16 protein-coding genes are annotated in these 26,978 nt (G+C 42.8%); 9 read left to right on the forward strand and 7 right to left on the reverse strand.

Annotated features, from left to right (window positions below):
- Positions 1 to 237 precede the first annotated feature (237 nt).
- A complete protein-coding gene (locus PASHI_RS09560; protein ID WP_062565418.1) occupies positions 238 to 4,251 on the reverse strand; it encodes a rhombosortase-dependent M36 family metallopeptidase in 4,014 nt (1,337 codons plus the stop codon).
- A gap of 127 nt (positions 4,252 to 4,378) precedes the next feature.
- On the opposite strand from PASHI_RS09560, the gene PASHI_RS09565 reads away from it, so the two are divergent.
- Entirely contained in the window at positions 4,379 to 4,873 is a 495-nt protein-coding gene (locus tag PASHI_RS09565) for a hypothetical protein (RefSeq protein ID WP_062565419.1), read from the forward strand.
- Positions 4,874 to 5,164: 291 nt separating this feature from the next.
- Here PASHI_RS09565 and PASHI_RS09570 read toward each other — a convergent pair whose 3' ends face one another.
- On the reverse strand, positions 5,165 to 5,866 hold the full coding sequence (locus tag PASHI_RS09570; RefSeq protein ID WP_062565420.1) for a M15 family metallopeptidase: 702 nt from the start codon (positions 5,864 to 5,866) through the stop codon (positions 5,165 to 5,167).
- A gap of 51 nt (positions 5,867 to 5,917) precedes the next feature.
- On the reverse strand, positions 5,918 to 7,573 hold the full coding sequence (locus PASHI_RS09575) for a sensor domain-containing diguanylate cyclase (RefSeq protein WP_082710898.1): 1,656 nt from the start codon (positions 7,571 to 7,573) through the stop codon (positions 5,918 to 5,920).
- 330 nt (positions 7,574 to 7,903) lie between these two features.
- Between PASHI_RS09575 and PASHI_RS09580 the strand changes: the two genes are divergently transcribed.
- Complete coding sequence (locus tag PASHI_RS09580; RefSeq protein WP_062565421.1) at positions 7,904 to 9,091, forward strand: acyltransferase family protein; 1,188 nt, start codon at positions 7,904 to 7,906, stop codon at positions 9,089 to 9,091.
- 57 nt (positions 9,092 to 9,148) lie between these two features.
- On the opposite strand, the gene PASHI_RS09585 is transcribed toward PASHI_RS09580, so the two are convergent.
- Positions 9,149 to 12,013, reverse strand: a complete 2,865-nt coding sequence (locus tag PASHI_RS09585; protein ID WP_062565422.1) for an FAD-binding and (Fe-S)-binding domain-containing protein — start codon at positions 12,011 to 12,013, stop codon at positions 9,149 to 9,151.
- A gap of 350 nt (positions 12,014 to 12,363) precedes the next feature.
- Between PASHI_RS09585 and PASHI_RS09590 the strand changes: the two genes are divergently transcribed.
- The 5 genes from PASHI_RS09590 to PASHI_RS09610 are packed head-to-tail and all read left to right on the forward strand — an operon-like array spanning position 12,364 to position 17,464.
- Positions 12,364 to 14,172, forward strand: coding sequence for a glycoside hydrolase family 3 protein (locus tag PASHI_RS09590; protein WP_062565423.1), 1,809 nt, complete (start codon positions 12,364 to 12,366; stop codon positions 14,170 to 14,172).
- A 48-nt stretch (positions 14,173 to 14,220) separates the two neighbouring features.
- Positions 14,221 to 15,018, forward strand: a complete 798-nt coding sequence (locus PASHI_RS09595) for a putative hydro-lyase (protein WP_062565424.1) — start codon at positions 14,221 to 14,223, stop codon at positions 15,016 to 15,018.
- Positions 15,019 to 15,024: 6 nt separating this feature from the next.
- Positions 15,025 to 15,756, forward strand: a complete 732-nt coding sequence (locus PASHI_RS09600; protein ID WP_062565919.1) for a 5-oxoprolinase subunit PxpA — start codon at positions 15,025 to 15,027, stop codon at positions 15,754 to 15,756.
- Entirely contained in the window at positions 15,741 to 16,604 is an 864-nt protein-coding gene (locus tag PASHI_RS09605) for a glutamate cyclase domain-containing protein (protein ID WP_062565425.1), read from the forward strand. The genes PASHI_RS09600 and PASHI_RS09605 overlap by 16 nt, the downstream gene beginning before the upstream one ends.
- Before the next feature lie 2 nt (positions 16,605 to 16,606).
- A complete protein-coding gene (locus PASHI_RS09610; RefSeq protein WP_062565426.1) occupies positions 16,607 to 17,464 on the forward strand; it encodes an aminotransferase class IV in 858 nt (285 codons plus the stop codon).
- Between the two features lie 56 nt (positions 17,465 to 17,520).
- Here the strand turns inward: PASHI_RS09610 and PASHI_RS09615 are convergent, their stop codons facing one another.
- Together PASHI_RS09615 and PASHI_RS09620 are read right to left on the reverse strand one after the other, a co-directional pair.
- On the reverse strand, positions 17,521 to 18,504 hold the full coding sequence (locus PASHI_RS09615; protein ID WP_062565427.1) for a WD40 repeat domain-containing protein: 984 nt from the start codon (positions 18,502 to 18,504) through the stop codon (positions 17,521 to 17,523).
- Positions 18,505 to 19,020: 516 nt separating this feature from the next.
- Positions 19,021 to 19,398, reverse strand: coding sequence for a VOC family protein (locus tag PASHI_RS09620; RefSeq protein ID WP_054563159.1), 378 nt, complete (start codon positions 19,396 to 19,398; stop codon positions 19,021 to 19,023).
- Between the two features lie 162 nt (positions 19,399 to 19,560).
- On the opposite strand from PASHI_RS09620, the gene PASHI_RS09625 reads away from it, so the two are divergent.
- Positions 19,561 to 21,582 carry a S9 family peptidase gene (locus tag PASHI_RS09625; RefSeq protein WP_062565428.1) on the forward strand — a complete coding sequence of 674 codons (2,022 nt, stop codon included), beginning with the start codon at positions 19,561 to 19,563 and terminating at the stop codon, positions 21,580 to 21,582.
- Positions 21,583 to 22,792: 1,210 nt separating this feature from the next.
- Here PASHI_RS09625 and PASHI_RS09630 read toward each other — a convergent pair.
- On the reverse strand, positions 22,793 to 24,394 hold the full coding sequence (locus PASHI_RS09630; RefSeq protein ID WP_062565429.1) for an isocitrate lyase: 1,602 nt from the start codon (positions 24,392 to 24,394) through the stop codon (positions 22,793 to 22,795).
- A 230-nt stretch (positions 24,395 to 24,624) separates the two neighbouring features.
- Between PASHI_RS09630 and PASHI_RS09635 the strand changes: the two genes are divergently transcribed.
- Positions 24,625 to 26,799: a malate synthase G gene (locus tag PASHI_RS09635; protein WP_062565430.1), complete on the forward strand. Its 2,175-nt coding sequence runs from the start codon at positions 24,625 to 24,627 to the stop codon at positions 26,797 to 26,799.
- Positions 26,800 to 26,978: the final 179 nt, after the last annotated feature.

The following is a 26,978-nucleotide window of genomic DNA, read 5'->3' on the forward strand; positions in this document are numbered from 1 at the left end:
AACAAGTTTCACGCCTACAAAAAGGCGCTAGGCTCTAGGCTCTAGGCGCTAGGACGCGATGTAAAATCGCTGCTACCTCGCATCTCGCATCTCGCATCTCGCATCTCGCATCTCATATCTCGTATCTCGCATCTCGAAACTTTCCCCTTTCCCCTCGCAAACTTTCCCTCACTAACTTAAAAACAAAAAAGCCCTTACAGCGAACTGTAAGGGCTTTGTTATCACTATTTAAAAGTCTTATTTACGTTTACGGCGACGGCCGATAAGCGCTAATGGTGCAAGTAGTAGTGTTAAGAAACCAAAGCTACCGTTGCTAGATTTAGTTACTTTCTTCTCTTCTACTGGCTCAGCTTCGTTAGTTACGGCAACAGTGAACTGCTCTGATACAGAGTCTGTACCATCGCTTACTGTTACTTCAAATACTAACTCGTCATCGCTTGAGATAGCACCTGGCGTGAAGCCTAGAGTTGCAGTGTCAGCACCTGTAAGTGTTGCTGTTGTGCCGCTTAGTTGCGTCCAGGTGTAGCTTAGCGTGTCATCACTGTTACGGTCTGACGCTGTTGCCGTTAATGTGCCTGAAGCAGACTCAGAAACAGACTCATCACCCGATACAGAAAGTAATGGTAGTGCGTTATCACATGCTAATGCATCACCAGCAATTACGTTTGAGAAGATTGGTGACGTTACATTGCTAACAGTTACGTTATCAATCCACCAGCCGAACTCACGTACTGCGCTGTCTGATGACATACGGAAACGTAATTTTGCACGGTTACCGTTTAGTTCAGTACCGAAACGAATTGTTTCGTAGTTACCATAAACACCGTTACCATCCACATTGTTACCTGTGAAAGTATCGCGATCTTGTAGTGCTTGCGCGTCGTTTTCGATTAACGGGCCATCGTAACCAACATCAAATGTACCGCCCATTTCAGTAACATCAACCCAGTTACCGCCGTTTACGCTGATCTCTACAACACCACCATCCCATTCGTTTTCGATTAGGTAGAAGTGCCAGAATGAAACTTCAAAGTCACCCGCAAAACCGATATCAAACTCTCTTGACTCAACTGCAACATCTGACTGGAAGTCATTGTTGTTTAGGTACATTGTTTGCTCGCCAAGACCAAAGCCAAAGCTGTTAAAGAAGTTGATATTACCGCCCGTTGCCATGCTTTGTGTGCCAACTGCTAAGTCGTCACCTGTCATTACGTTTTCTTTCCAATCACGTAATGATGCACCTGCTACTTCCATATCGTCAGCAGTTTGTGAGCTCACTGGTGCTTTATCTTCAAAGTCCATGTTCACAAGGTAAGATACTGTATCGCTTGCTCCTTCAACAATCTCGTCATCAGCAGAAAGCTCTGGGAATGACACTTCGATTTCAAGTGTATCAGCAGTGCCTGCATCATTTAGTGTAAACGTGATAGGTGCGCTTGTTTGTGAAGCGTAAGGAGTTGTATCGTCAAAAGTGATTAAACCATCATTTTCGAACGTTACATCGTGACCACTAACAACCGTTAACTGTGCTTGAGTACCAGTTAGTACTTCACTACCTGTGTTCATGATGCTAACAGTTAATGTGCCTGTTTCACCTTTGTCTAGCACGTTATCGTTTGAACAATAACCTAGCTCTGCACCGTTGTAGTTTGGATCCATTGCCACATCTTTGAATGTGAAGCTAGCAAGTTTCATTTTGTCAGATTCAACAACACCTGTTAAATCTTCGCTGAAACGCTCTGGTGCTTTAGCACCTAAGCCCATACCACGCTTAGCAAATGCACCTAAGATTAGTTTGTAATCTTCTGGGTCAACTGCGTACGCTGCAGCTAAGATAGCATCACGTGCTTCTGTGTATAGCGGAGCAACTGGAGTTAGCTTGTAACCAGCAACTAAGTAGTTAGCCATACGGTTTTGAGCTTCTTCAAAGCCGTGCTCGTTGATAAGTGCTACATAGCTTTCCCAAAGCATAGTTGCCCAAATTTCACCTGCTGCGTGTGGTGAACCAACATTAGTTGGAGCAATACCTACATCAGCACCTGCATCTTCAGTAATGTGGCGGAAAGACAGCGGGTTTACTTCCATATTGGTTGAATATGGAACACGACGAATACCATAGTAGAAATCTTCTACGAATGTACCGCTACCGTAGGCTTTTTGGAACTTGTCGTTACCTGGAATGTTAATATCATCAGCTTTAGCAATGAACATCAGTGAGTGGAAATCACCCCAACCTTCGCCCATCGCACGGCCTTGGAAGTTGATAAGACCTGATGAGTTACCCACTAAACGGTTACTGATGTAGTGACCCCATTCGTGAGCAATAATACCGTTATCTAGCGTACCGTCTTTTAACGTTGCTTTGTTGAACATATTAACAGTAACAGTGTCGCCTGCAGCGATACCATCGTAAAGTGCGTGACCGTCAGCATAGTTCAGACCCATGTTAGGAATGATAACTGCATCGTCTTCACCGCCCATTGGCGCTGGTTCATCTGTATCAGGGTTGTTGTTTACAACGATAGCACCAATTGCACCCGCTTCTTGAGCGTGTAGTACTTTTGCTGTGAAGTTACAAGAACCACGATCGACTAGCGCAATTTTGCCAGCCAGTTCAGCTGCATTTGTTGCAGGTTCACAACCGTCTGTTACGCTACCAGAATCTACATCATTGCCATCAACTAAACGAACAACTTCGCCTGCGATATCAGCAAATTGCATTTGACCAAAGCCAGATACTTTTGATGATTCAAGAAGACCAATTGTTTCATCTGATGTTACAACCACACCAAAGTCTACACCCACTTTCGCATCTTTCGAGTTGTATAAGTACATTTGCATGCGTGGGCTTGCACCGTCAGCAGGTGTTGCCATATTAGCGTTATTTAAACCGCTATTATCTTGCGCTTGTGCTTCGATTGGGTCGCCTTCTACACCACCACGACCGTAGTTAGATACCTGCGCAACATTTGATGTTTCGTCAAAACCATGGTCATAGAAGAAATCGTGTAAGAAGTTGTTCATGTAGAACAAGTTAACAATTGCCGCTTTACGGTTGTCGTAGCTGTTTGCTACTTGATCAACTTGGTAAGGGTAATCGAATGTGTAATCTGATGTAGTTTCAGCAGTGAAGTCACCTTCTGTGTAACCTTGAGGTGCAATTACATCAGCATAAGCAAATACGTTGTTACCTGATGTTGTTGTAGCGTCATCAGCAAGCCACGGATCCATCGTGCTTAGTTTTTTGTAGTAAGACAGGCTTACAAGTGGTGCATCTAGGATTTCAGTTTCATCAATTTGATCTGGGCCATCAGCTGGGATCACGTCACCGTGTGGACCTTCCCACGGGTAACCATCTTCGTCAGCCCATACACGGTAGTTAAAGTCTGCCGCGTGTGCTTTTAAGTCTTTCTTGAAATAAACTTTGCTGTTTTGCGCGCCAATAACGTAGCTGAAGTAATCGCTTTCTAGGCTGTTTTTGTCAGCAACTTCTACTTCAACATAGTATGCAGATTGCAGCTCACCCGCCACTTCAAAGAATACTTTCTTAGCACGTGGCTGGCCTAATACAACTTTGTCACCACTTTGGTTAGACACAGTGTACTTAACATAGTCACCTTGCTCAGTTGATTTAGTTAAAGACACATTGATATCAGCAAGTTCTTTAATTGCACGTTTAATGCTTTGCTCAGCACCTACAAACTCAGCAAGTGGCGCGAACGACTGCGTTGCATTTGAACTTGTGTTAGCGAAATAACCAGAACCTGCAACTAGGTTATATTCTTTATCCATGATCAGGTTGTATTCACGGTTGAATACTTCAATGTCATGAACTTTTTGCTTGTATTTAGCTGTGATTGAGCCAAGCTTCTGCTCAGATAAATCTGCTAATACTGCGCTTGATACACCTTTTTTAGCTGTGCTAACACCTGTTAAGGCATTTAAATAAAAATCTGCAGCGTAAGCATTACGTTGCTCAGGAAGCACCATTGCCATATCAGGCTTAGCTTGACCTACTGCATTCCATAAGAACGTAGCTTTACCTAATTGCGCATCGAAAATAGATTTGTGACCCGATACAGTGCGACGCTCAGCTAATGCACGTTGCTGAGATACTTGAGGATTAAATTGTACTTGAGAGCTAACGCTTGAAGCATTATAAAAGCGAGTTTGTTCACTTGCCTGTACTTGAGTTGATGCCAAGATAGCCGTTACCATAGTAGCAACTGCTGTTACTTTGAATTGAGACATTCCTTACGTTCCCTATTGTTATATTTTTATTTTCGGTTAACAATCATAACCAAGCCCAATGTACCCAATACAGCAATTAAAAAACAGAATTAATTGTAAACAAAAGTAACAGACAAACAGGATTGAAATGAAACAAACAATTAATATACAAGCACTTATAATAACATTAGCACTAGTATCAGGCTGTCAAAAAAATGAAATAAGCGAGCAAAATACAACACAGCAGCCAACAACCAGTTCACAAAAAGAACAACTTTCAGTTAAAGATGTTAAAAAAGCAGTCGAAATCAACAAGCAAAAATCGACGAACGCTTTTAGTAATAATGGCGAAAAAATTACCTTTGATGCGCCTACTTTAACCAAGGGCACAGAAGTCTTTAATCACGCAATGCAAGAGCGCGGCATCGCAACGGGTGCAATTTACTTAACGCTAAAAGAAAACAGCTTACCAGTAGCGCTTAGCAGCCAATATACGCTGAAAAAAATGACCAACAAAAGCTATCGCTACGTTGCAGAAAAAGACACTGATTTATTAAAAGTGCAAAACGCTTTTAAACAAAATGCCAATGTCGATATTGTTGAAATTAAAGTTGATTATTCGCCGATAAAAGAGGTGATGTAGAAGCTGTCAGCCTTCAGCTATCAGCCGTCAGACGCGCGAAACAAGTTTCACGCCTACTTGTAGCAGCGGGTTTATCCCGCGTCATCATGCGCTTGGTTCTAGAAGGAGCTGTCAGCCTTCAGCTATCAGCCGTCAGACGCGTGAAACAAGTTTCACGCCTACATCAAACCGTAGGCGTCATGCTTGCATGGCGTGTCTAACATTCAACGCCATTTAATCAAGCTAACTCAACATTCAAAAACAACACTTTTCGGCTTAAAACTTACAGCTGAAAGCTTAAAGCTGTTTTACCTACTCCACCACAAAATCAAAATAGGTGGCGGGATATGCTTGCGGTTGGTAGGTAAAATGCCACCATTCCATTGAATAAGGGGCGAAACCGGCCTCTGTCATCAGGCTTTTAAGTTTATATCGATTGGCTTTTTGCTCTGCACTAATTCGCGGGTCGTCGGTGTTAGAAAGAGTGTCGAACATATCAAACGGTGAGCCCATATCGAGCTCTTTGCCTTTTGCATCAACTAACGTTAAATCAATCGTTGAGCCACGGCTGTGACCCGACTTAGCGGCGATGTAATCACCAAGTAACTTGTCTTTACCTAAGTTTGGATAAAACTCAGCTTTGGTGCGGGTATCTTCTAAATCGTTAACCCAACGTACAAAGTGATCAACGGCACGCTGCGGGCGATAACAATCAAATATTTTTAAGCTCAAACCTTGGGTTTGCGCTGCTACTTGCACATTTTTAAGAGCCGCAGCAGCAGTGCTATGCAATAAACATTTAGGTGCGTTGTAACCATCAACTGGTTTGCCAACAAAGTTGTGATGACCAAAATAACGGATATCTAACACAGCATTCGGTAGCAAAGCACCTACATCCACAAATTCGCTACGTTTATCATCGCTTGGGTTGGCATAAGCAGTACTTGCACTCATAAGCGCAATACCTAACAAAGAAGTGGATTTAGTTAAACGAGCCAAAAAAGTGAATGCCATTTTGATTTCCATAAATAACTTAATAGCATCCACTATTGCACATTAAATAACTTATTCCAAGATTGAAGGCTCAGAAACTGGAGCAAGGTCTTGGCTGTATGTGGCATCGACAACTGAACGGTTACGACCGGTTTTTTTAGCTTGATATAAAGCTTGGTCAGCAAGCTTAAATACTTCATCAATGCTTAATTGCTCAATTGGCCAGCCCGAAATACCAATTGATACATTAATGCAGCCAACCGGGTCAATGTAGCTTTCTGACACCCGCATACGCAAACGCTCAGCCAGCTGATACGCACGTTTTGCTTCCACTCTTGGCATAATCACAATGAATTCTTCACCACCGGTACGGGCAACTACATCACTATCACGAGTAACATCTAACAAAATTTTAGCCAACGACTGCAGTACCACATCACCAATATCATGACCGAATTCGTCGTTAACCCGTTTAAAGTGATCGATGTCGATAGCCAATACAGCAAAAGGGCAACGTTGAGCTATCAAATGGCTAATTTGCATATCGAGACTACGGCGATTATGCAGGCAAGTGAGGGGATCAGTTTGCGCTTCTTGGCGCAATAGCCCTATTTTACTTTGTAATAGCCCGACCCCTTTTAACATGGCTTTTCTGAGCTCATTACTTTCAAAGTACCATGAGCGAATTTGTGTCAGCTCAAGTGACGTTGAAGGGCGATCTAACGTATTTGCAGTTTCGGCTAACTGCCTTAAAGGCTGAGCAATTAAACGTGCTAACACCCAAATCAATATAAATGTGAGTACACCTATTGGGGCGGTTTTGATAAACACTTGCCACATTAAATTATCAAGCGGTGCAAGCGTGCTTTCTAGAGGGCGCTGAGTGACGACTCCCCATGGAGCAACTGTCATAGGAGCGTAGCCTGCAAGCATCTCAACGCCTTTGCTATTGGTAACAAGCTGGGTGCCGGCGTTTCCTTTTAGTACTTCTTCAATTACTTGGTTATCAAACACTTGCTCACCAATACGGCTTTTATCTGGGTGATAGAGTAAGCGATGGTTTTCATCAACCACATACAGATAAGAGCCATCTTGATAATAATGAACTTGCAGCAATTCATTTAAAATACTGGCACGTTTTAAGTACAAAGTGCCGCCAATATAACCAATGAAGTTACTTTGTTTATCGAATAAAGGCTGCGACATAAAAATCAGTAAATTGCCTGCCATCGAAATGTACGGCTCGCTGATCATTGGAGTACGATACGACAAAGCCGCTTTAGTGCCAAAGCTATCTACTTTACGGTTTTGTAGTTTCAATGACTTTGGTGATACCCCTAAAATATCGCCTTGTGCATTAACAATAATGGTCGAATTAAAACTATTGGTTTGTAGCCTTAGTCGGTCAGCCTCAGAATTAATTAAGCCTTGATTATTAAAATCGTCTTCAAGTATTTTTCCAACATAAGCAAGCTGTTGCTGAGCAGTCAGTAAAAAGTTATCGGTCGCCGACACCAACTTAGCGGCGTATGCTTTATGGTTATTTAGGGTTTTATCTATTAGTTGTTGCTTCTGAACTTGATAGCTCGAGTAATAACTATTTAGAAAGGTAATAAGCGTTGTAGAAAACGCTAACACTAAAATTAAGCGGCGTAGGTTTAAACCATGGCTAAGACTATTAAGCACGATATTTCTCACATACAGGCCCAAAGTCCATATCGGGTACATCTAATACCTTTATACTAGCAAGATGTTCTATGTACCTCTATAGAACTTTTGTCATAATTTGATTTAGCGCAAACAAATGAGTGCAATTACTCTAATTAATTAAAGTAACTCTGTTTAAAACTTCAGCTACCAAGCGCTCGTTGAATATGAACAACATCAAAGTCACTTACCAACAACCTTCGCGGTTTAACATATTGAATTTAATGAACTATAAACTTAAGACAGTTAAAAGAACGGCTAATACGTACGATTTATATTGTTCAAAAAGCAGCTTGCTTTGATATAATAATTTATTACACTATAAAAACAAAATAACAATAAAGTTTTCCTATGCGTCACCACTGTGCTGAAATCATCAATAAACTCCCTTCACATCGCCTCATGGCGTTAGATGTAATGCGGGGCTTTACTATTACCGCCATGATATTAGTGAATAACCCGGGTAGTTGGGGAGCGATGTATTGGCCTTTGAAACATGCACAGTGGCATGGTTGGACACCAACCGACTTAATTTTTCCGTTTTTTATTTTTATTGTCGGCATGTCTATCACGCTTTCAGTAAATAGCTTGCGTGCTAAAAGGGTCAGTGATCAGAAAATACTAAAAGCGGGGGTTATTCGCACCATTAAACTCATTGCCCTCGGTTGGTTTTTAGCCTTGTTTTATTACAACTTTCGAGACCCTTCTTTTAGCTGGCTTGATGACAGGTTATTGCAGCTGCGTGTGTTGGGTGTGCTGCAACGTATCGGTTTGGTGTATTTAGTCGCTCTGTGTTGTTATCTCTATTTATCGCCTAAGAAAATAGCCATTACTTGCATCGCTCTTTTATTGTTTTATGGCGCTGCCATGCTTTATATCCCGTATACCTTGCCAAACGGCGAGGTAGTCAGTGGCTTATGGTTACATGGCAATAACTTAAGTGCCTACATAGACAATGCCGTATTTGGTAGTCATCACCTGTATTACGCCAATGCTAAGCCACTGCCATTTGACCCTGAAGGGCTGTTCTCAACACTGCCTGCCACTGCAAGTGCGCTTAGCGGCATCTTGGCTGCGGTTTATTTAACTAAGCAACCCGACCTTAAAAAACAAGCTCGTACACTTATCTTACTGGGTACATTAGCTGTTATTGCCGGCTATGCTATTTCGCCATTAACGCCTATCAATAAAGCCTTATGGACGCCAAGCTATGTACTACTCAGTTCAGGGCTTGCAGCGATTTTCTATGCACTGTGCAGTGCTATTTTAGATATTTATAAGCTGCGCAACTGGGGCGCTCCATTTATTGTATTTGGTGCAAATGCGATATTATTTTTTATGTTTGCAGGCGTGTTTGCACGGCTATTAATTATGATCCCGCTCGGCGATAGCAGTTTAAAAGGCAGTATTTATGGCTTAATACAATTAGTGATCAGCAATGATCACCTCGCTTCTTTTAGCTTTTCACTGCTGTTTTTAGTGGTGTCTTATGGTGTCATGTACAGCTGCTACCGCAAAGGCATTTTTTGGAAAGTGTAGGCTTTAAAATTGATGAGCCAGTCAATCACTGGCTCATCAAATTAGCAATTAAGTCTGTTATATTGCATGGCTTTGTTTATCGAGTAGATACAAAATAGACTGATAACTAATGCCACTGTGTTCAGTTAAACCAATTTCGCAACTACGGCTATTAGACACACCCCGACTACAGTTTTTTGGTACTTGTTGTTTAAGGGTTTTTAACGCGTTGCTATTGAGTTCTGGTAAGTTAAAGCCCTTATCACCGGCAAAACCACAGCACTCAATATCAGCTGGAATAATCACTTCATTACTACATGCCTTGGCAAGTGATACTAGGCTTTGCTCTTTACCTAATCGCTTAGAACTACAAGTAACATGGAGCATCACCGGCTCATTTACGGGCGTGACTTGCAAATTAGGCAGTAAATGCTGGGCAGCAAAATCAGCACTTTCATAAATTGTGAGTGCTGTATTTTGCGCGGCATTTAAGGTAGTAAGTGCACAAGGGCTGGCATCAAAAACAATGGGGTATTGGCCATTACTTGAAAGCGCCTCGAGTTCAGTAAGTAACTGCTCACTTTTGTTTTTAAACTCTTCATTAAAGCCTTTGCTAGCAAATGGCATACCGCAGCAAAGTGAATCTGCCTGTTTCGGAAGTACTACTTCATAACCTGCTTTGGCAGCGAGAGAATAGATCACATCAAGCAGTGGGCGCTTATCATCGGCAAGTTTATCAGCCGCAAAAATCCGGCTTGCGCAGCTTGGCATATACACCAACTTTTTCGCTTGTTGGGGTTGTTGAAGCTTTCTATTAATTGGTTGCTCAGCCCTTGGCCATGCCGAGTAATACAGCGGTGTACCAAGCAACTTATTAGCAGGTTTACTCAGGCTTCTTAGGTTACTGCTGCCGATTGCTTTTTCGAGCACCTGCATCACGGTTAAACCAAACCGTGCACCCGTAGCAACAACCGCAAAATGCTTGCTAGCAAAGCGTGATAATGACCGTGCAACTTTGCTTGATGAGGCTTGCTTTGCTCTGAGCGATTTTATAAATTCGCCCGTGTTAATCCCCACCGGGCATTTAAGACCGCAAAGACCCGTAGCCGCGCACGTATCAATTCCAAGGTATTTAAAGTCGGCCTCGATAACACTGAGCTTTTGATTTAACTTCTGTTTGCTTGCTACATCTTCGGTTGTTAGTAATTGATTGTGTAGCTCTGTGCGGTGTCGCCATAAAGTAATACGCTGCCTCGGTGTTAAGCTAAGCCCTTTTGATGGGCAAACAACTTCGCAAAAGCCACATTCAATACAGGTATCGATAATATCATCACTTTTTGGCATGACTTTTAAATGCTGAGTGTGAGCATTTTTGTCGTGATTAATAATAACCCCAGGGTTAAGAATATTTTGTTTATCGAATAAAGCTTTAAGCGCAACCATCACTGCAAAGCCGTCGTCTCCCCATTCGGTGACAACAAACGGCGCCATGTTACGCCCTGTACCATGCTCAGCTTTTAATGACCCTTTTAGTTCAACCGCCACTAAGTTCGCCACATCAGCCATAAATTGCTCGTATCGGCTGACTTGCTCTGGTGTATCAAAAGCTTGGGTGAATACAAAGTGTAGATTTCCGGCAAGGGCATGGCCAAAAATAATGGCTTCATCATAAGCATATTTAATAAATAATTGATGCAGCGCATTCACGCCATCAGCTAATTTATCAAGGGCAAAGGCAACATCTTCAATAATTACAGTGGTGCCAGTTTCGCGCACTGCGCCAACCGCAGGAAACGTACCTTTACGGATATTCCAAAGTGCCGCATTACGGGCGCTGTCTGCTGAAAACTCAATCGCTGCCAGTTGGCTTTGCTTAAACTCGGCAAGAAGTTGCTCAGTGCTCTTAGTGAGCGCATCGAGAGCCTGTGCATTTTGAGCTCTTAACTCAATTAACAGTGCCGCTGATTGCTCAGGGTAGCTAGCCACTTCTTTTGGCATTATGGCATGCTCGGACACCGAGATCAGAGCACGTTTATCTAGTAGCTCAACAGCAGCAACATCAAGTTCACTCAGCCTTTGTACCAGCTCACACACCTTGCTGATATCGTCAAAAATAAAGAAACCTGTGTGTTTGTACTTATGCTCAACCACAGTGTGGTAGGTGATATCGGCGATAAAAGCTAACGTACCTTCAGAGCCAATAATGAGGTGCTTAATGATTTCGATTGGATCAGAAAAATCCAGCAGCGCGTTTAGACCATAGCCTGTGGTATTTTTTAAACGATATTTATGGGCGATGCGCTCACTCAAATCGGGGTTTTGCTTTATGCTATCAACTAGGCTCATTAGCTCATCAACCCAAGGGCTATGGCTTTGCAAAAAGGCATTACAGCTTTGGCTATCAGCCGTATTAAGCACAGTGCCATCGGCAAAAATGAGGGTCATATCTTTTACTGTGTGGTAGCTGTTTTGCGCCACTCCACAACACATGCCTGATGAATTATTTGCCGCCATACCGGCTATTTTGCAGCTATTAATTGAAGCGGGATCAGGGCCAATCTTTTTACCAAACGGGGCTAATACTTGATTTACTCGAGCACCAATGATCGCCGGTTGTAAACGTATTGCCTCGGCGTCATCAAGGATTTCAAACTTGCTCCAACTATCACAAAGTAAAACCAATACAGAGTCGGTAATTGCTTGCCCAGATAAACTCGTTCCAGCGGCGCGAAATGTGATGGGTACCTGTTGCTCGTTGGCAGCAATGATCACTTGTCGTGCTTGATTTTGATTGCTCACTAATACAATTAACTCAGGGATTAATCGATAAAAGCTGGCGTCTGTTCCGTACGCATAACGGCGCGAGTAATCTTCTATTAATGCTGACTCTGGTAAAAAAGGTTTAATTTGCTGTTTAAATGCGTGTAATCGAGTTAAAGCCATCTCGCCCCCAGGCTTGTCATATTTACGCTGATGATTATGGAATATATTATTACTTTAAATTGTACTAAAAAGCGACCCATTAAATTGATAAATTATCAACTCGCCACGCTTTTTATCAGTATAAAGGTTTGGTTATTTAAGCCTATTAGCCCTATTTGGTGATCTAACTTAGCTTTTTGCAGTCGGACTCAAAAACCGTTAGGGTAGCAAAAAAATACTGTATTTATATTTAAAAACCCATTAACATCAAGAATAATTTATTCTAAAAACTAAATAAGCGTTTTGCTTTGGAGCTTGCTGTGTTAAATAAGTTTGCACTATCGTCACTGGTTATCGGATTAGGATGTTTCATGCCATTACAATCATCATTTGCTGAGTCTGCATTAACTTTAAAACAACAGTTAGGGCAAAAGCTCATGCTTGACCTACGTTATTACTGCGAGCAAGACCCAGGTGAACAAAAATGCCGTACACCGGTGACAGAGCTGCCGGCCGATTTGGCGAATATCATCACTAAACATAATATTGGTGGGGTGATTTTATTTGCAGAAAATATCGATACCGTGCCGCAAGTGATCAAACTTAATAATGACCTACAAAAAGCCGCTGCTAAGTCAGAGTTAGGCTTACCGCTGTTTATTTCGATAGACCAAGAAGGTGGCCGAGTTGCCCGAATTCCTCGTGATGTTGGTACGTCGTTTACCGGTAACATGTCGATTGGCGCCACCTATAAAGAACATGGTACCCACTTCGCAACTGAATCTGCACGCATCATTGCCGACGAGCTATTGGCACTGGGTGTTAATGTTAACTATGCACCCACGGTCGATGTAAACATGAACCCAGATAACCCAGTTATTAACGTGCGCTCTTACGGTGAAGATCCGCAATTGGTGGCAAAACTAGGTGGCGCCCAAGTAGCTGGGTTTGAAAACAACGGCGTTATTTCATCATTGAAGCACTTTCCGGGGCATGGTGATACGAACGTAGATAGCCACACAGGCCTGCCAAAAGTAATGCATGATAAAGAAACCATTTGGCAGCAAGATCTCCCCCCTTTTAAAGAAATTATTAAAAACCAACAACCGGGTATGATCATGACTGCACATATTCAATACCCTGCCCTAGACGACAGCACGTTTGTCAGTAAAGAAGGCAAAACCATGATCAAACCGGCAACGATGTCGCGCAAAATCATCACCGACTTATTACGTGATGAACTTGGTTATCAAGGTGTGGTGATCACAGATGCCCTCGATATGGCGGGGATCAGCCACTTTTTTGAACCAATTGAAGCGGTAGTAAATACCTTTGCAGCGGGTGTTGATATTGCCCTGATGCCAATCGAAATCAGAAGCCCTAAAGACTTAGCAGTACTTGAGGCTCTGATTGAGCGATTAGAGCAAGAAGTACAACGTGGCACGTTAAATGCCAACGAAATGAGTGCTTCTGCAACACGTATTTTAAAACTTAAAGAAAAGTTTAAACTTACCTCTTCACTTGATGACGAAGCAGCCATCAAAAAAGCGCAGCTGTTACTCGGTGATCAAAGCCATCGAAAAGTAGAAGCTGAATTAGCATTAGCTGCTGTCACCGAAGTGAAAAACGAGAAAAACACCCTACCGCTTAGCATTAAATCGGGCAGCAAAGTGCATATTATTATGCCAGATACCCGCAAATGCTATGCTTTGCAGCAGGCGTTAATTGATAACACCGATAAGCTAATCAGCTTTAGCTGCACAAGTTTGCAAGGTTATGAGCCGCTTGCAACATTAAAAGAAATTAACGAAGCAGACATAATTATTGCCGCAAATGCGTCACCAAAACAAAGTGCTGTTGAAGTCGGCGGGATGGATGATTTAGCTGATAACCCTGAGTTTGCAATTGCTAAAGCAGATCAATCAGCGGCATTAGAGTCATTGTTAAAACAAGCAAAATTAGCCCATAAAAAGACCGTATTTGTCAGCTTACGAGCTCCTTACGATATTGCCCAATTTGGAAAATTTGGCGATGCTGTACTTGCCACCTATGCTTACAATATAGATGTAGATACAGATGAAAAGATTGCTGGCCCTGCTTTTACAGCGCTGGCAAACGTTTTACTAGGGAAAGCCCCTGCTAAAGGGCAACTGCCGGTTACTATTAATGACCTGAACTGAGTGTTATTGTAGCAACAATGGGCAAGTGTTAATTTCAAGGAGAGTCACATGCAAAAAAATGCATCTTTAACCACTCCAGCGGCTATTCGTAAAATGGTACGCGAGGGTGACTACACTGGCAATACATCGGGCTTTGCACCGGGCTTTGTGCAAGCTAATTTAGTGATTTTACCTAAACAATACGCGTTTGATTTTTTGCAGTTTAGCCAAGCAAACCCGAAAGCTTGCCCAATCATTGCAACTAGCCGCATACCGGGCGTTACCGATATGCCAACTGTTGGTGAAGACATTGATATTCGTAGCGACTTACCCCGTTACCGCGTCTTTAAACATGGCCAAATGGTTGAAGAGGTTACCGATATTACGAATCATTGGCGCGACGATTTAGTCACCTTTTTAATTGGTTGCTCGTTCTCATTTGAAGAAGCGCTGATTGCCGCGGGTCTTGAGATCAGAAATATCAGCGAACAAAAAAATGTGCCTATGTATGTGACCAATATGGCTTGCCAAAGTGCAGGGATTTTTCACGCCAATATGGTTGTAAGCATGCGCCCAATGAAACCTGCCGATGCCATTCGCGCGATCCAAATTTGCAGCCGTTTTCCAAGTGTACATGGTGCACCTGTGCATTTTGGCGACCCTGCTGCAATTGGCATTAAAGATATCAACAAACCTGAGTTTGGTGATGCGGTGACCATTAAAGAAGGCGAAGTGCCCGTATTTTGGGCCTGTGGTGTGACTCCACAAGTTGCAATTGCCAACGCGGCACCTGATTTTTGTATCACGCATAGCCCAGGGCATATGCTGATCACCGATATTCCAAATAGTAAAATGGCAGCGTTATAAATGACGATGAAACTAAACTGTGACCTTGGCGAAAGCTTTGGCATGTGGAAAATGGGCTTAGACGAGCGAGTTATGCCACATATTGATATGGCAAATATTGCTTGTGGCTTTCATGCTGGCGATGCCGATGTGATGGCAAACACCCTAGCCCTCGCCAAGCAACACAAAGTAATGGTTGGCGCACATCCAAGTTACCCAGATAAGCAAGGCTTTGGTCGCCGCTCAATGGCTATGAGCGAAAAAGAGCTGACCAATTGCCTGCATTATCAAATTGCTGCAATTGATGGTATGGCTGCAGTACATGGTTTAACGCTTGAATACGTTAAGCCACATGGCGCATTGTATAACGACATGATGAGTGACGAGCAAACGCTGAATATCGTTATGCGTGCAGTGGCAAGTTATGCAAAGCCATTAAAATTAATGATTTTAGCTACCAACCAAGCTGCCAAACACAAAGTACAAGCAAACGATCTTCAACTAGAACTCATTTTAGAAGCGTTTGCCGACCGTCAATACACAGACGAAGGTAAACTTGTTGCACGCTCTTTAGCCGACAGTGTACACGACAAAGCGGCACTAATGGCGCAAGTTAAACAGTTAGTTGCCCATGGCACAGTTACAACGCGAAGTGGTCAGCAGCTGGCACTTAATGCCAATAGCCTGTGTGTACATGGCGATAATGAAGCGGGTATTGCACTCATTCAAGAGATCAAAGCATTATGTCAGCAAGCTTAAGCGACGCAGCGCTCAGCCAACACATTGAAACCATGATGGTTGAACAAAACCCGCGTGGAATGCAGCATTTATACGCAAACCAACTAACGGGGACGTATTTACGCGCAGCAAAATACCTTTATAAAGCACAAGGTACTGTGTTGATAGGTACTGGCTTTGCGGTCAACAATACCTTCGAAACCGATGGTCCGGTTGGTGCAATTGCACTTTACAAGGTGCTCGAAAAGCTTGGTAAACAGCCTATTTTGGTTACTGGCAACCCCCTTTACAGTGCCCTAAAAAATGACTTTAACTGTTTTGAGCTGCCAATTAATAGCATTGATAATGCGCACACTTTTAGCATTAAAGCCCTTGCGCAACTAAAGCCTGATTGTGTTTTATCAATAGAACGCCCGGGGCTTAACGAGCATCAGCGTTATTATAATATGCGCGGTATTGATATTTCTGAGCATTGCGGCTGCTTTGATTTTTTTGTGACAGAAGCACCTTGCCCCACCATAGCGATAGGTGATGGCGGTAACGAAATAGGCATGGGTAACCTTGCAAAGCATATGCAAGCGCTAAACATCACACCTTGTTTAACAACCTGTGATGAGCTGTTACTTGCCGATGTATCTAACTGGGCAGCATACGGGCTCATTGCCTTTTTAAGTCGCTGGCATAACACTGATTTGCTGGCTGATATTGAGCCACTCAACATTTTACATTACCTAAGTGAGCGCGGTAGTGTCGATGGCGTCACCCATAAAAATGAGCTCACCGAAGACGGCCTGCATGCAATGCATGGTCAACAATTAATAACTCGGCTTCGCCAACTTGGCGGCTTTACGACAGAGAATGAGGTTTAACAATGGGCACGGTATACCTAAACGGTGAATACCTTGGCGCTGATGAAGCAAAGATTTCACCCATGGATCGCGGCTTCTTATTTGGCGATGGCATCTATGAAGTGATCCCATCATACCAAGGCAAAATGCTTGGCTTTGGCGCACATATTGAGCGTATGAATAACGGTTTAAACGAACTTGAAATTAAGCTCGATTACAGTGCCGATACATGGCGTAAAATCTGTAATGATTTATGCGAGAAAAACCAAGGTGATAATCTAGGGATTTATTTGCACGTTAGCCGCGGCGCCGACACTAAGCGTGCCCACGGTTACCCAACTAATATTACCCCGACCGTATTCGCGTTTGCTTTTGAAATTCCAGCAGAGCCACAAGGCGATATCGACAATGCAACAACTTACACTGTATCGCTTGAGCAAGACCGTCGCTGGCAACGCTGCCATATTAAATCAACGGCACTGCTTGGCAACGTGATCCATTACCAGCACGGTGCAGCAGCAGGTAACAAAGAAACCATTCTATTTAACCGCTTAGAAGAAATTACCGAAGCTAGTTCAAGTAACGTGTTTATTGTTAAAGATGGTGTGATCAGTACGCCACCACTTGATAACCAAATTTTACCGGGGATCACCCGCTGGTTAATCCTCAATATTCTTCACAGTTACAGTGACTTTAAAGTGCAAGAGCGCATTATTAGTAAAGACGAGTTACTTGATGCCGACGAAGTATGGATCACCAGCGCCACTAAAGAGGTTGGCCCAGTTGTAAAAGTAAATGGCAAGTTAGTAGGCGATGGTAAACCTGGTGCAGTTTGGCAACAAGTGCAAAGCTTGTTTACCAAGCATAAGTTTGATTACTAATTTCATCGCCATTTAAAACAAACGCCTACTTAAAGTAGGCGTTTTTGTTTTAGCTGTTATTTAGTGCTTATTTTATCAAATGGCCAAGCTTGCAATAGGCCATCACTGGTTTCTGAATATAGTTGCTTACCATCGTACGCCACACTCAGTACTGACGTACGTTGGCGCTGTTGTTTAGCTTCGTATTCAGCGATTAATTCACCATCTGCAACGCGATATAAACGCATCTTCATTTTTGGTGAGCCCGTTAATAGCCATTTATCTTGATTAATAAATTGCGATGCAGTGAATTCAATAAAGTTAGAGTATGAGGCCACTTCTGATAGCTCTTTTTGATTGGCTAAATCAAAAAATACACGATCATCAACCGAGTCAATTGCAAAGCCCAAGCTTGCTGTTTTATTTAGAGTAACGTGATTTACTCTGGTCGCTAAACGCTCTTCAAAGCGAGTACTACCATCACTTGTTGACCAAAGCTTAACGTATTTGTCGCTTGAGCCGGTAAACGCCCACTGACCATCAGCCGATAACGCCACGCTATTAATATCTAAACGATGAATATCAAAACGCTTAGTATCACCTGTGCGAGTATTTATTACCTCAGCCTTGCCGCTACGATAAGCGATAACCAACGTATCGCCTACGGCTGAAATAGCGATGTCTCTAGCGATTTCTTGCCCGGTAAGCCAAGTACCAATACTACGCCCAGTGCGAGTATCGTATAAAGTCACCGATAATCGATTTGAAATGAAAAAACGAGATTTGTTAGCGCTAAAGCCCACAAGCTCAACATGTTCAGCGCCCTGCCCTGTTATACAATCGTATAAACGCGCTTTTAACTGATTATCCCAAACGCACACCTCAGATTGGGTTGCCACTAACGCGTGACTAGCATCTTCGGTTAGCGCCGTGGCACTTAGTAGCTCATTGCCATGGGCAAATTCACTACTAGCAGGAGCAGTAAACACCTCACCTCCACCACAGCCCACAAGGCTTAGTGCAAATACACAGCAAAGAGGTTTAAGCAATTTCGACGTCATGATCATTCTCAATTTTTATAATTATTTTTGTATTGGAGCAGTGTAATGAAAATAAGCGGAACTTGGTAGGGGAACTAGCTGTCAGCTTTCAGCCGTCAGCCATCAGGTTGAGAGTCGAGATGCGAGGTGCGAGGTGCGAAATGCGAGGTACGAGATGCGAGGTGCGAAATGTGAGGTGCGAAATGTGAGGTAGGAGGTGCTTTAGCGCCGAACAACAGCTTCCTAATCACAGCTTAAGATAACCCCACGATTTTTGTAGGCGTGAAATTTATTTCGCGCGAAGAGCCGGTAGTTATGCGATGTTACTGGCATGCCATGTAAGCGTAGCGCAAAGTAAAGTTAAGAGTTACGCGGCATAAAGCTACATAAGCTAGGCCCTGTTTCCTAGAGCCTAGCGCCTTTTAACTTTACTCTTTCTAACTTTACTCTTTCTAACTTTACTCTTTCTAACTCTACTCTTTCTAACTCTACTCTTTCTAACTTTACTCTTTCTAACTTTCCCCTTGCTAACTTTCTTTACCCATGCGTAAAACAAAACACATTTAGTTTATTACCGTCTAGGTCTCTAAAGTATCCCGCATAAAAGCCGGGCATTTCGCGTGGGCCGGGGGCGCCTTCGTCTGTGCCACCTAGTTCTATGGCCTTCTTATAAAAGGCATCTACTTGGGCTGGGGTTTCAACAGCTAGAGCAATCATAGTGCCGTTACCTACAGTGGCTTTTTCATCGTTATAAGGTTTGGTAACCGCAAAACCGGGCTTATCTTGACCTGTGCTCCATGCGACAAAGCGGTCAGTTTCTAAAAAGCGCTCGGCGTTTAGAGTGGCGAACAATTCATCGTAATACTTTACTGCTTTAGCTAGGTTGTTAGTGCCTAACATGATGTAACCTATCATTGTGTGCTCCTTACGTTTAAAAGTGTCTGTACTCAACATAAAAGGGAAATGACCATCTGTCTATTGATTTCTCCATTCATCGCAATGGACTATATTTCTGATGGTTGTTACTTTATAACAGGTTAAAACGCCCTAATTTCTGCTCACTAACAAGGAAATAAAATGAAGTTTAAAACGTCTTTACCACTGCTTGCAGCAGCCAGCTTTTACAGCCATGCAGGAGCTAGCAATACCTTTCAACTTGAAAATGTTTTTGATCTTGAATACGCCAACCAAATAGAAATGACAAAAAATGGCGATACAATTTACTTCGTGCGTAATCGCATGGATATCAAAAGCGACCGTAAAGTCAGCAATATTTGGTCAGTAAACCCAGATGGTAAAACCATGCTACCGCTAACGTCTGGCGTGCATATGGATTACTCTCCGGTATTGTCACCAGATGAAACTCGTTTAGCGTTTATTTCTACCCGAGACGGTAGCAGCCAAATCTATGTAAAATGGTTAAAAACCGGTAACGTAGCAAAAATTAGTAACCTAACGCAAAGCCCTGGCGGATTAACTTGGACGCCAGATGGCAAACAATTGGTGTTTAGCCAGTTTGTGCCAGCAAAATCAGCAAGCCCTGTGTCTTTACCGGGTAAGCCAGAAGGCGCTAAGTGGGCAGAGCCAGCTAAATATATTGACGATACCTATTACCGTGCCGATGGCGGTGGCTACTCTGAAAAAGGTTATCGTCACTTTTTTATCATCAGTGCAACGGGCGGCAATGCACGTCAATTAAGCTCTGGTGATTTTGATCATGGTGGTGCTATTAGCTTTAACGAAAAAGGCGATGCGTTTTATTTTTCGGCTAATCGTTATGAAGATAATGAATTACACCCAACTGAATCTGAAATCTATAAACTTAGCTTAGCGGATCGTTCAATTACCCAAATAACAGACCGTAAAGGCCCAGATTCACGCCCAAAAGTCTCGCCAAATGGTCGTTATCTGGCATACACAGGCTATGACGACAAAAAGACTAACTATGAAAACAGCGACATTTATTTACTTGATTTGAAATCAGGAAAAACCTCAGTACTCACTGCTGATTTAGACCGTAGTGTCGAAGATATAAAATGGGATGATAGCGGCAGAGGTCTTTATTTTAGCTACGATAGCGAAGGCAAAACACACCTAGCTTACCAGCCGCGTAGTGGTAAACATAAGGTGATTACCTCAGAGATTGGTAGTGTCGCCTTTGGTCGTCCGTATTCAGGTGGTGATTTTGATGTGAGCGAAGGTGGTGAAGTTGCATTCACACTCGCAGATACACAGCGCCCAGCTGATGTAGCATTAATTAAGCGTGGTAAAACCGCACGTTTAACGCAATTAAACGAAGATGCGCTGGGCGACAAAGAGCTGGCTAAGGTTGAAGAAATTTGGGTTAAATCAAGCCACGACGGTTTGGCTATTCAAGGTTGGATTGCTTACCCACCGGGCTTTGATAAAAACAAAAAGTACCCACTTGTACTAGAGATCCACGGCGGTCCTGTTGCAAACTACGGCCCTCACTTTAGCCCTGAAGTACAATTATACGCGGCCAAAGGTAATGTTGTACTTTATATGAACCCGCGCGGCAGTGACTCGTACGGTAAAGAGTTTGCGCAAACAATTCATCATAACTACCCAAGTAATGACTTTGATGACTTAATGACAGGTGTTGATGCTGTCATCAATAAAGGCTTTATTGATGAAAGCAAACTATTCGTTACTGGCGGTTCAGGTGGCGGTGTTTTAACTGCATGGATTGTGGGTCATACAGACCGCTTTGCAGCAGCTGTTGTTGCTAAACCAGTTATCAATTGGATCAGCTTTGTACTAACTGCTGACTTCTACCCTTTCTTTGCTGACTATTGGTTCCCAGGTAAGCCATGGGACAATATTGAGCATTATATGAAACGCTCACCAATAAGCTATGTGGGCAATGTAAAAACACCCACTATGCTGTTAACCGGCGAATCAGATTATCGCACCCCGATTTCTGAAACCGAGCAATTTTACCAAGCGTTAAAGCTGCAAGGTGTTGATACAGCGATGGTACGTATTCCTAATGCCTCACATGGTATTACCGCGCGCCCATCAAACCTGATGACCAAAGTCGCCTATATTCAATGGTGGTTTGATAAGCATAGTGAGTAGTTGCGAGTTGCGAGTTGCGAGCAATAGTTTAGGTGCGGCTTTATGCCGCGCCATACACAAAACATAAAATAGTTTCACACTTACCTGTAGCAGCAGCTTTATGCCGCGTCATTTAATAAAACCATAACGCGGGGTAAACCCGCTGCTACTTTCTAACTTTACTCTTGCTAACTTTCCCCTTTCTAACTTTATTCTTGCTAACTTTTGAATTTCAATCTGATAGCTGACGGCTGAAAGCTGATAGCTCTCTTTTCCTGTAAACCCCCTTTACAGTCAAAATGTGAGTAACTCCTTACATATATCTATCAAATATCGGACATTAATCCAAAAGCAGTTAGTAAAAAATCGGTTTATAGCCAAAATCAGTAACTTGAGTTAGTAAAAAATCGGTTTGTGCCGCTAAAAACCTAGCTTCAGTTAGTAAAATTTTGGTTTGTGAGGATGTTGAGTTGGTAAAAAATCGGTTTATAGCTTGGGTGAGTTAATAAAAAATCGGTTTGTAAATCGCAAGATTTTACAAAACAGTATTAAATTGCCGTTTATATGACCTAATTTTGGCCATTCTAGAGGCTGTGCTCTGCCAATAAGCCCTAAATTAAGGCTCATGAGGCGGAGGTAGTTAAATCCTGATCTAAAATTCTTAAGCTGGTAAATGCGTGATCTGTATTTTTATAAGCTAGTAAATAGCTGATCCAAGACTTGGTTAAAGAGTGATCCGAGATGCGAGATGCGAAGTGAGAGATGCGAAGTGAGAGATGCGAAGTGAGAGATGCGAAGTGAGAGATGCGAGGTGCGAGATGCGAGATGCGAGATGCGAGATGTGAGATGTGAGATGTGAGATGCGAGTCTGATGGCTGACGGCTGAAAGCTGATAGCTAAAATGTGAAAAAGGGCCCGAAGGCCCCTAACAACATTATTGAATTTTATACCCAGGCTGCGTGGAGATGCAGGTTTCAGCAAGAGATAAAACGCATTTAGACAAGGCATTGATTGCAGATAATGGTGGTTCCCTTATTAAAATCAATAACGCAGTATAAATGCGTTTTAGCCTTGCCCTTCGGGCGCTTCACAGGGGCTCCACTACTACGTTGTGACAAATCGAAAGGTACCTACATTCCTTCATTGTCACGCCTTGTATTGAAACCCCTGTGATAGCGCTGAAAATTACATCTTCACGTAGCCTGGGTATACGCAGGAAATTACAACTTGGTTAGAACTGGTTCATAGTATTTGCTTCACCACCGGCTTTAAGCGCATTTTCACCAGAGAAGTACTCTTTATGAGTATCACCAATGTTAGAACCTGCTAGGTCTTGGTGTTTCACTGATGCTTGCTCACGGCGGATTTCTTGACGTTGTACGTCGCGAACATACGCTAGCATACCAAGGTCGCCGAAATAGCCTTCTGATAGAATATCAGTGCTTAGCGCCGCTGTATGGTAAGTTGGTAGCGTGATTAGGTGGTGGAAGATACCCGCTTCACGTGCACCATCTTTTTGGAAGTTTTGTACAAGTACATCTGCTGCCGCTGCAAGCTCTGTGTCATCCATTTCTGGCGCCATTAATGCTTTATTGTCATCGATGCTTGGGTAAGCAGATAGGTCTTTACCTTGTTCTTGCCACTCAGCATATACTTGCTCACGGAATTTAAGTGTCCAGTTGAACGACGGTGAGTTGTTGTATACCAGCTTAGCATTTGGTACTTGCTCTTTAACGCGGTTTACAAGCTCAGCGATTTGTTTAACGTTTGGCTTTTCTGTTTCAATCCACAGTAAGTCTGCGCCTGATTGTAAGCTAGTTACACAGTCTAGAACTACGCGGTCTTTCTCTGTGCCTTCACGGAACTGGTATAAACCATTATCTAAACGTGTTGGTTTGCAAAGCTGACCATTCAGCTTCATTGCTGTGTCGCCTTCATTTAAGTCATCTACACTGTTTACAGGTGTTGTTTCAAGGAACGACGTGTATTGGCTAGCAAGGTCGCCTGGTGTTTTAGATACTGGCACTTTTTGAGTAAGGCTTGCACCTAATGAGTCAGTACGAGCAACGATAATACCGTTATCAATACCAAGCTCTAAGAATGCGTAACGAACAGCGTTAATTTTTGCTAGGAAATCTTCATGCGGTACAGTTACTTTACCAGCTTGGTGACCACATTGTTTTGCGTCAGATACTTGGTTCTCGATTTGGATAGCACATGCACCCGCTTCAATCATCTTTTTAGCCAGTAGGTAAGTTGCTTCTTCGTTACCGAAACCCGCATCGATATCAGCAATAATTGGCACAACATGGCTTTCGAAGTTATCGATTTTATTTAGTACTGCTTGAACATCACCGCCGTTTGCTTTCGTTTCGTCTAGGTCTTTGTAAAGGTGGTCAAGTTCACGTGCATCAGCTTGCTTTAAGAAAGTGTAGATTTCTTCGATTAGCGCTGGAACAGATGTTTTTTCATGCATACTTTGGTCAGGTAATGGACCAAACTCAGAGCGAAGTGCCGCAACCATCCAGCCACTTAGGTATACATAGCTGCGTTTGGTTGTTTTGTTATGACGTTTAATTGCCATCATCATTTGCTGTGCAGTGAAACCATGCCAACAACCTAATGATTGTGTGTATTGGCTGTGGTCAGCATCATAGGCTGCCATGTCTGCACGCATAATGTCTGCAGTGTATTGAGCAATGTCTAGACCCGTACGAAAACGGTTTTGTAAGCGCATACGGCTTGCGTATTCTGGGTTGATTGACTGCCACGTTTTGCCTTGTGTTTGACATAAAGTAGCTAGGTTATCTGTTTCGCGTTGATATGTTGTCATAATAAAAATCCTTCGAACGGGTTATCTATTTTTTGTTAGTGAGAGTGGCTACTTGGCGTTTGCTTCGTAGCGCTTAATTCAACATTAGGCGGATTTTTTGGATTTAGTAAATTTATAGTTGTTATTGCCACTATATTTTTAGTGAATGGTAAATAGCCTGCTTATTAGCCTTTTTTACGATATGGTTGAACCATGAATGATCAAATTAAGCTCGTTTAAAGGACATTATTATGACCACTCTCTCACTTAACGGTTTAAGCGTTGATCAACAACTTGCACAGTTTGTTGAACAGCAACTTTTACCTGGAACAGGCATTAGCACAGACACCTTTTGGCAAGGCTTTGCTGATATCGTCAATGAACTAACGCCAATCAATCGTGCACTTTTAGAAAAACGCGAACAACTTCAAGCTAAGATTGATGACTATCACAAACAGCAGCCGGTATGGGATGCAACTAACTATCAAGCATTCCTTGAAGACATTGGCTACCTCGTTCCTGAACCCGCTAGCTTCAGTATAGAAACAGAGCAAGTAGAGCCTGAAATCGCAAGTACAGCTGGGCCGCAGCTTGTTGTGCCAGTAAGCAATGCACGCTTTGCTCTAAACGCAGCGAATGCTCGCTGGGGCTCTTTGTATGATGCGCTATACGGCACTGATGTATTGAGTGAAGATGACGGCGCAGAGAAAGGCTCTACATACAACCCTGTACGTGGCTTTAAAGTAATGGCTTATGCCCGCCAGTTCCTCGATAAAGCATTGCCTTTAGCAAATGGCTCACACATCGAAAGCACCAGCTATTCGGTGGTTAATAATGAGCTTTTAATCACATTACGTGACAGCAGTCAGGTTCGTTTAGCAAACCCTGAACAACTTATTGGCTACCAAGGTGAAACGCAAAATCCAAGCGCTATCTTATTGAAAAATAATGGCTTACATGTAGAACTGCAAATTGACCATCATCACCCAATCGGCCAAGCAGATAAAGCAGGCCTTAAAGATGTACTACTTGAAGCAGCCCTCACAACGATTATGGACTGTGAAGATTCCGTTGCTGCCGTTGATGCCGAAGACAAAGTAAACGTTTATCAAAACTGGCTTGGTTTAATGCAAGGAAACCTTGTAGAAGCATTTAACAAAGATGGCAAAACCATTGAGCGCCGTTTAGCACAAGACCGCCAATATCAAGGTGTAAATGGGGAAACAATCACGCTAAAAGGCCGTAGCATGATGTTTGTGCGTAACGTTGGCCATTTAATGACTAACCCAGCTATCCAAGATAGTGAAGGCAATGACGTGTTTGAAGGCATTATGGATGCCATTATCACCAGCACCGCAGCGCTTCATGATTTAAAAGGCACAAGCACCCTCAAAAATTCAACGGCTAATAGCATTAACATTGTTAAACCAAAAATGCATGGCCCAGAAGAAGTGGCCTTCACGAATACCCTATTTACCCGCGTTGAGCAGCTGCTAGGCTTACCAGCAAACACCATTAAAATGGGTATTATGGATGAAGAACGCCGCACTTCAGCTAACTTAAAAGCCTGTATTTTCGAGGCTAAAAACCGTGTTGTATTCATCAATACCGGTTTCTTAGACCGTACTGGTGACGAAATTCATACTTCAATGCAAGCAGGTGTGGTATTGCCAAAAGGCGCAATTAAACTTGAGCCTTGGATCAGCGCATACGAAGATCGCAACGTTGATATTGGCTTAGCTACAGGTCTCAGTGGTAAAGCACAGATTGGTAAAGGTATGTGGCCAATGCCAGATAAAATGGCGTTAATGATGGAACAAAAAAGTGGTCACCCGAAAAGTGGTGCAAATACCGCGTGGGTGCCCTCTCCTACTGCTGCAACGCTGCATGCAATGCATTATCACGATATTGATGTATTTGCTTGTCAAAAAGCGCTTATGGACCGTAAAGAAGCAAGCCTTACCAGCTTACTAACTCCACCGCTTATGAAAGATGCCAGCAGCTTAAGCAAAGAAGATATTCAAGCCGAACTTGATAACAATGCACAGGGTATTTTAGGTTATGTTGTGCGTTGGATTGACCAAGGTATTGGCTGCTCAAAAGTACCAGACATCAACCATGTTGGCTTAATGGAAGACCGTGCCACACTGCGAATTTCAAGCCAGCACATGGCCAACTGGCTGTATCATGGTGTTTGTTCTGAAGAGCAAATTAGAAAAACCATGGCACGCATGGCGAAAGTCGTTGATGGCCAAAATGAAGGTGATCCTGCTTACAAAAATATGGCTGATTCAGCCGAAACCTTAGCGCAAAGCGTTGCTTATCAAGCAGCGTTAGCCCTTGTTTTAGAGGGAGTTAAACAACCTAGTGGTTATACTGAACCATTATTGCATGCGTTCCGTATAAAATATAAGTCGTTAAATTAGCCACTACACAACTCTCCTTCGAGTTTCATGTGTCGTTCATAGCAGCCCTAGGGCTGCTTTTTTTTGACTAATATCAATTGAACTCATAACGACAGTGAATACTCATCATTCACGGCATAATAAAAATCTATTAAAAAAGGGGCATTTGTTACCAAATGCCCCTTTTTACGTACTAATAC

Origin of the sequence: Pseudoalteromonas shioyasakiensis, assembly GCF_001550135.1 — a bacterium.
GTDB lineage: Bacteria > Pseudomonadota > Gammaproteobacteria > Enterobacterales > Alteromonadaceae > Pseudoalteromonas > Pseudoalteromonas shioyasakiensis.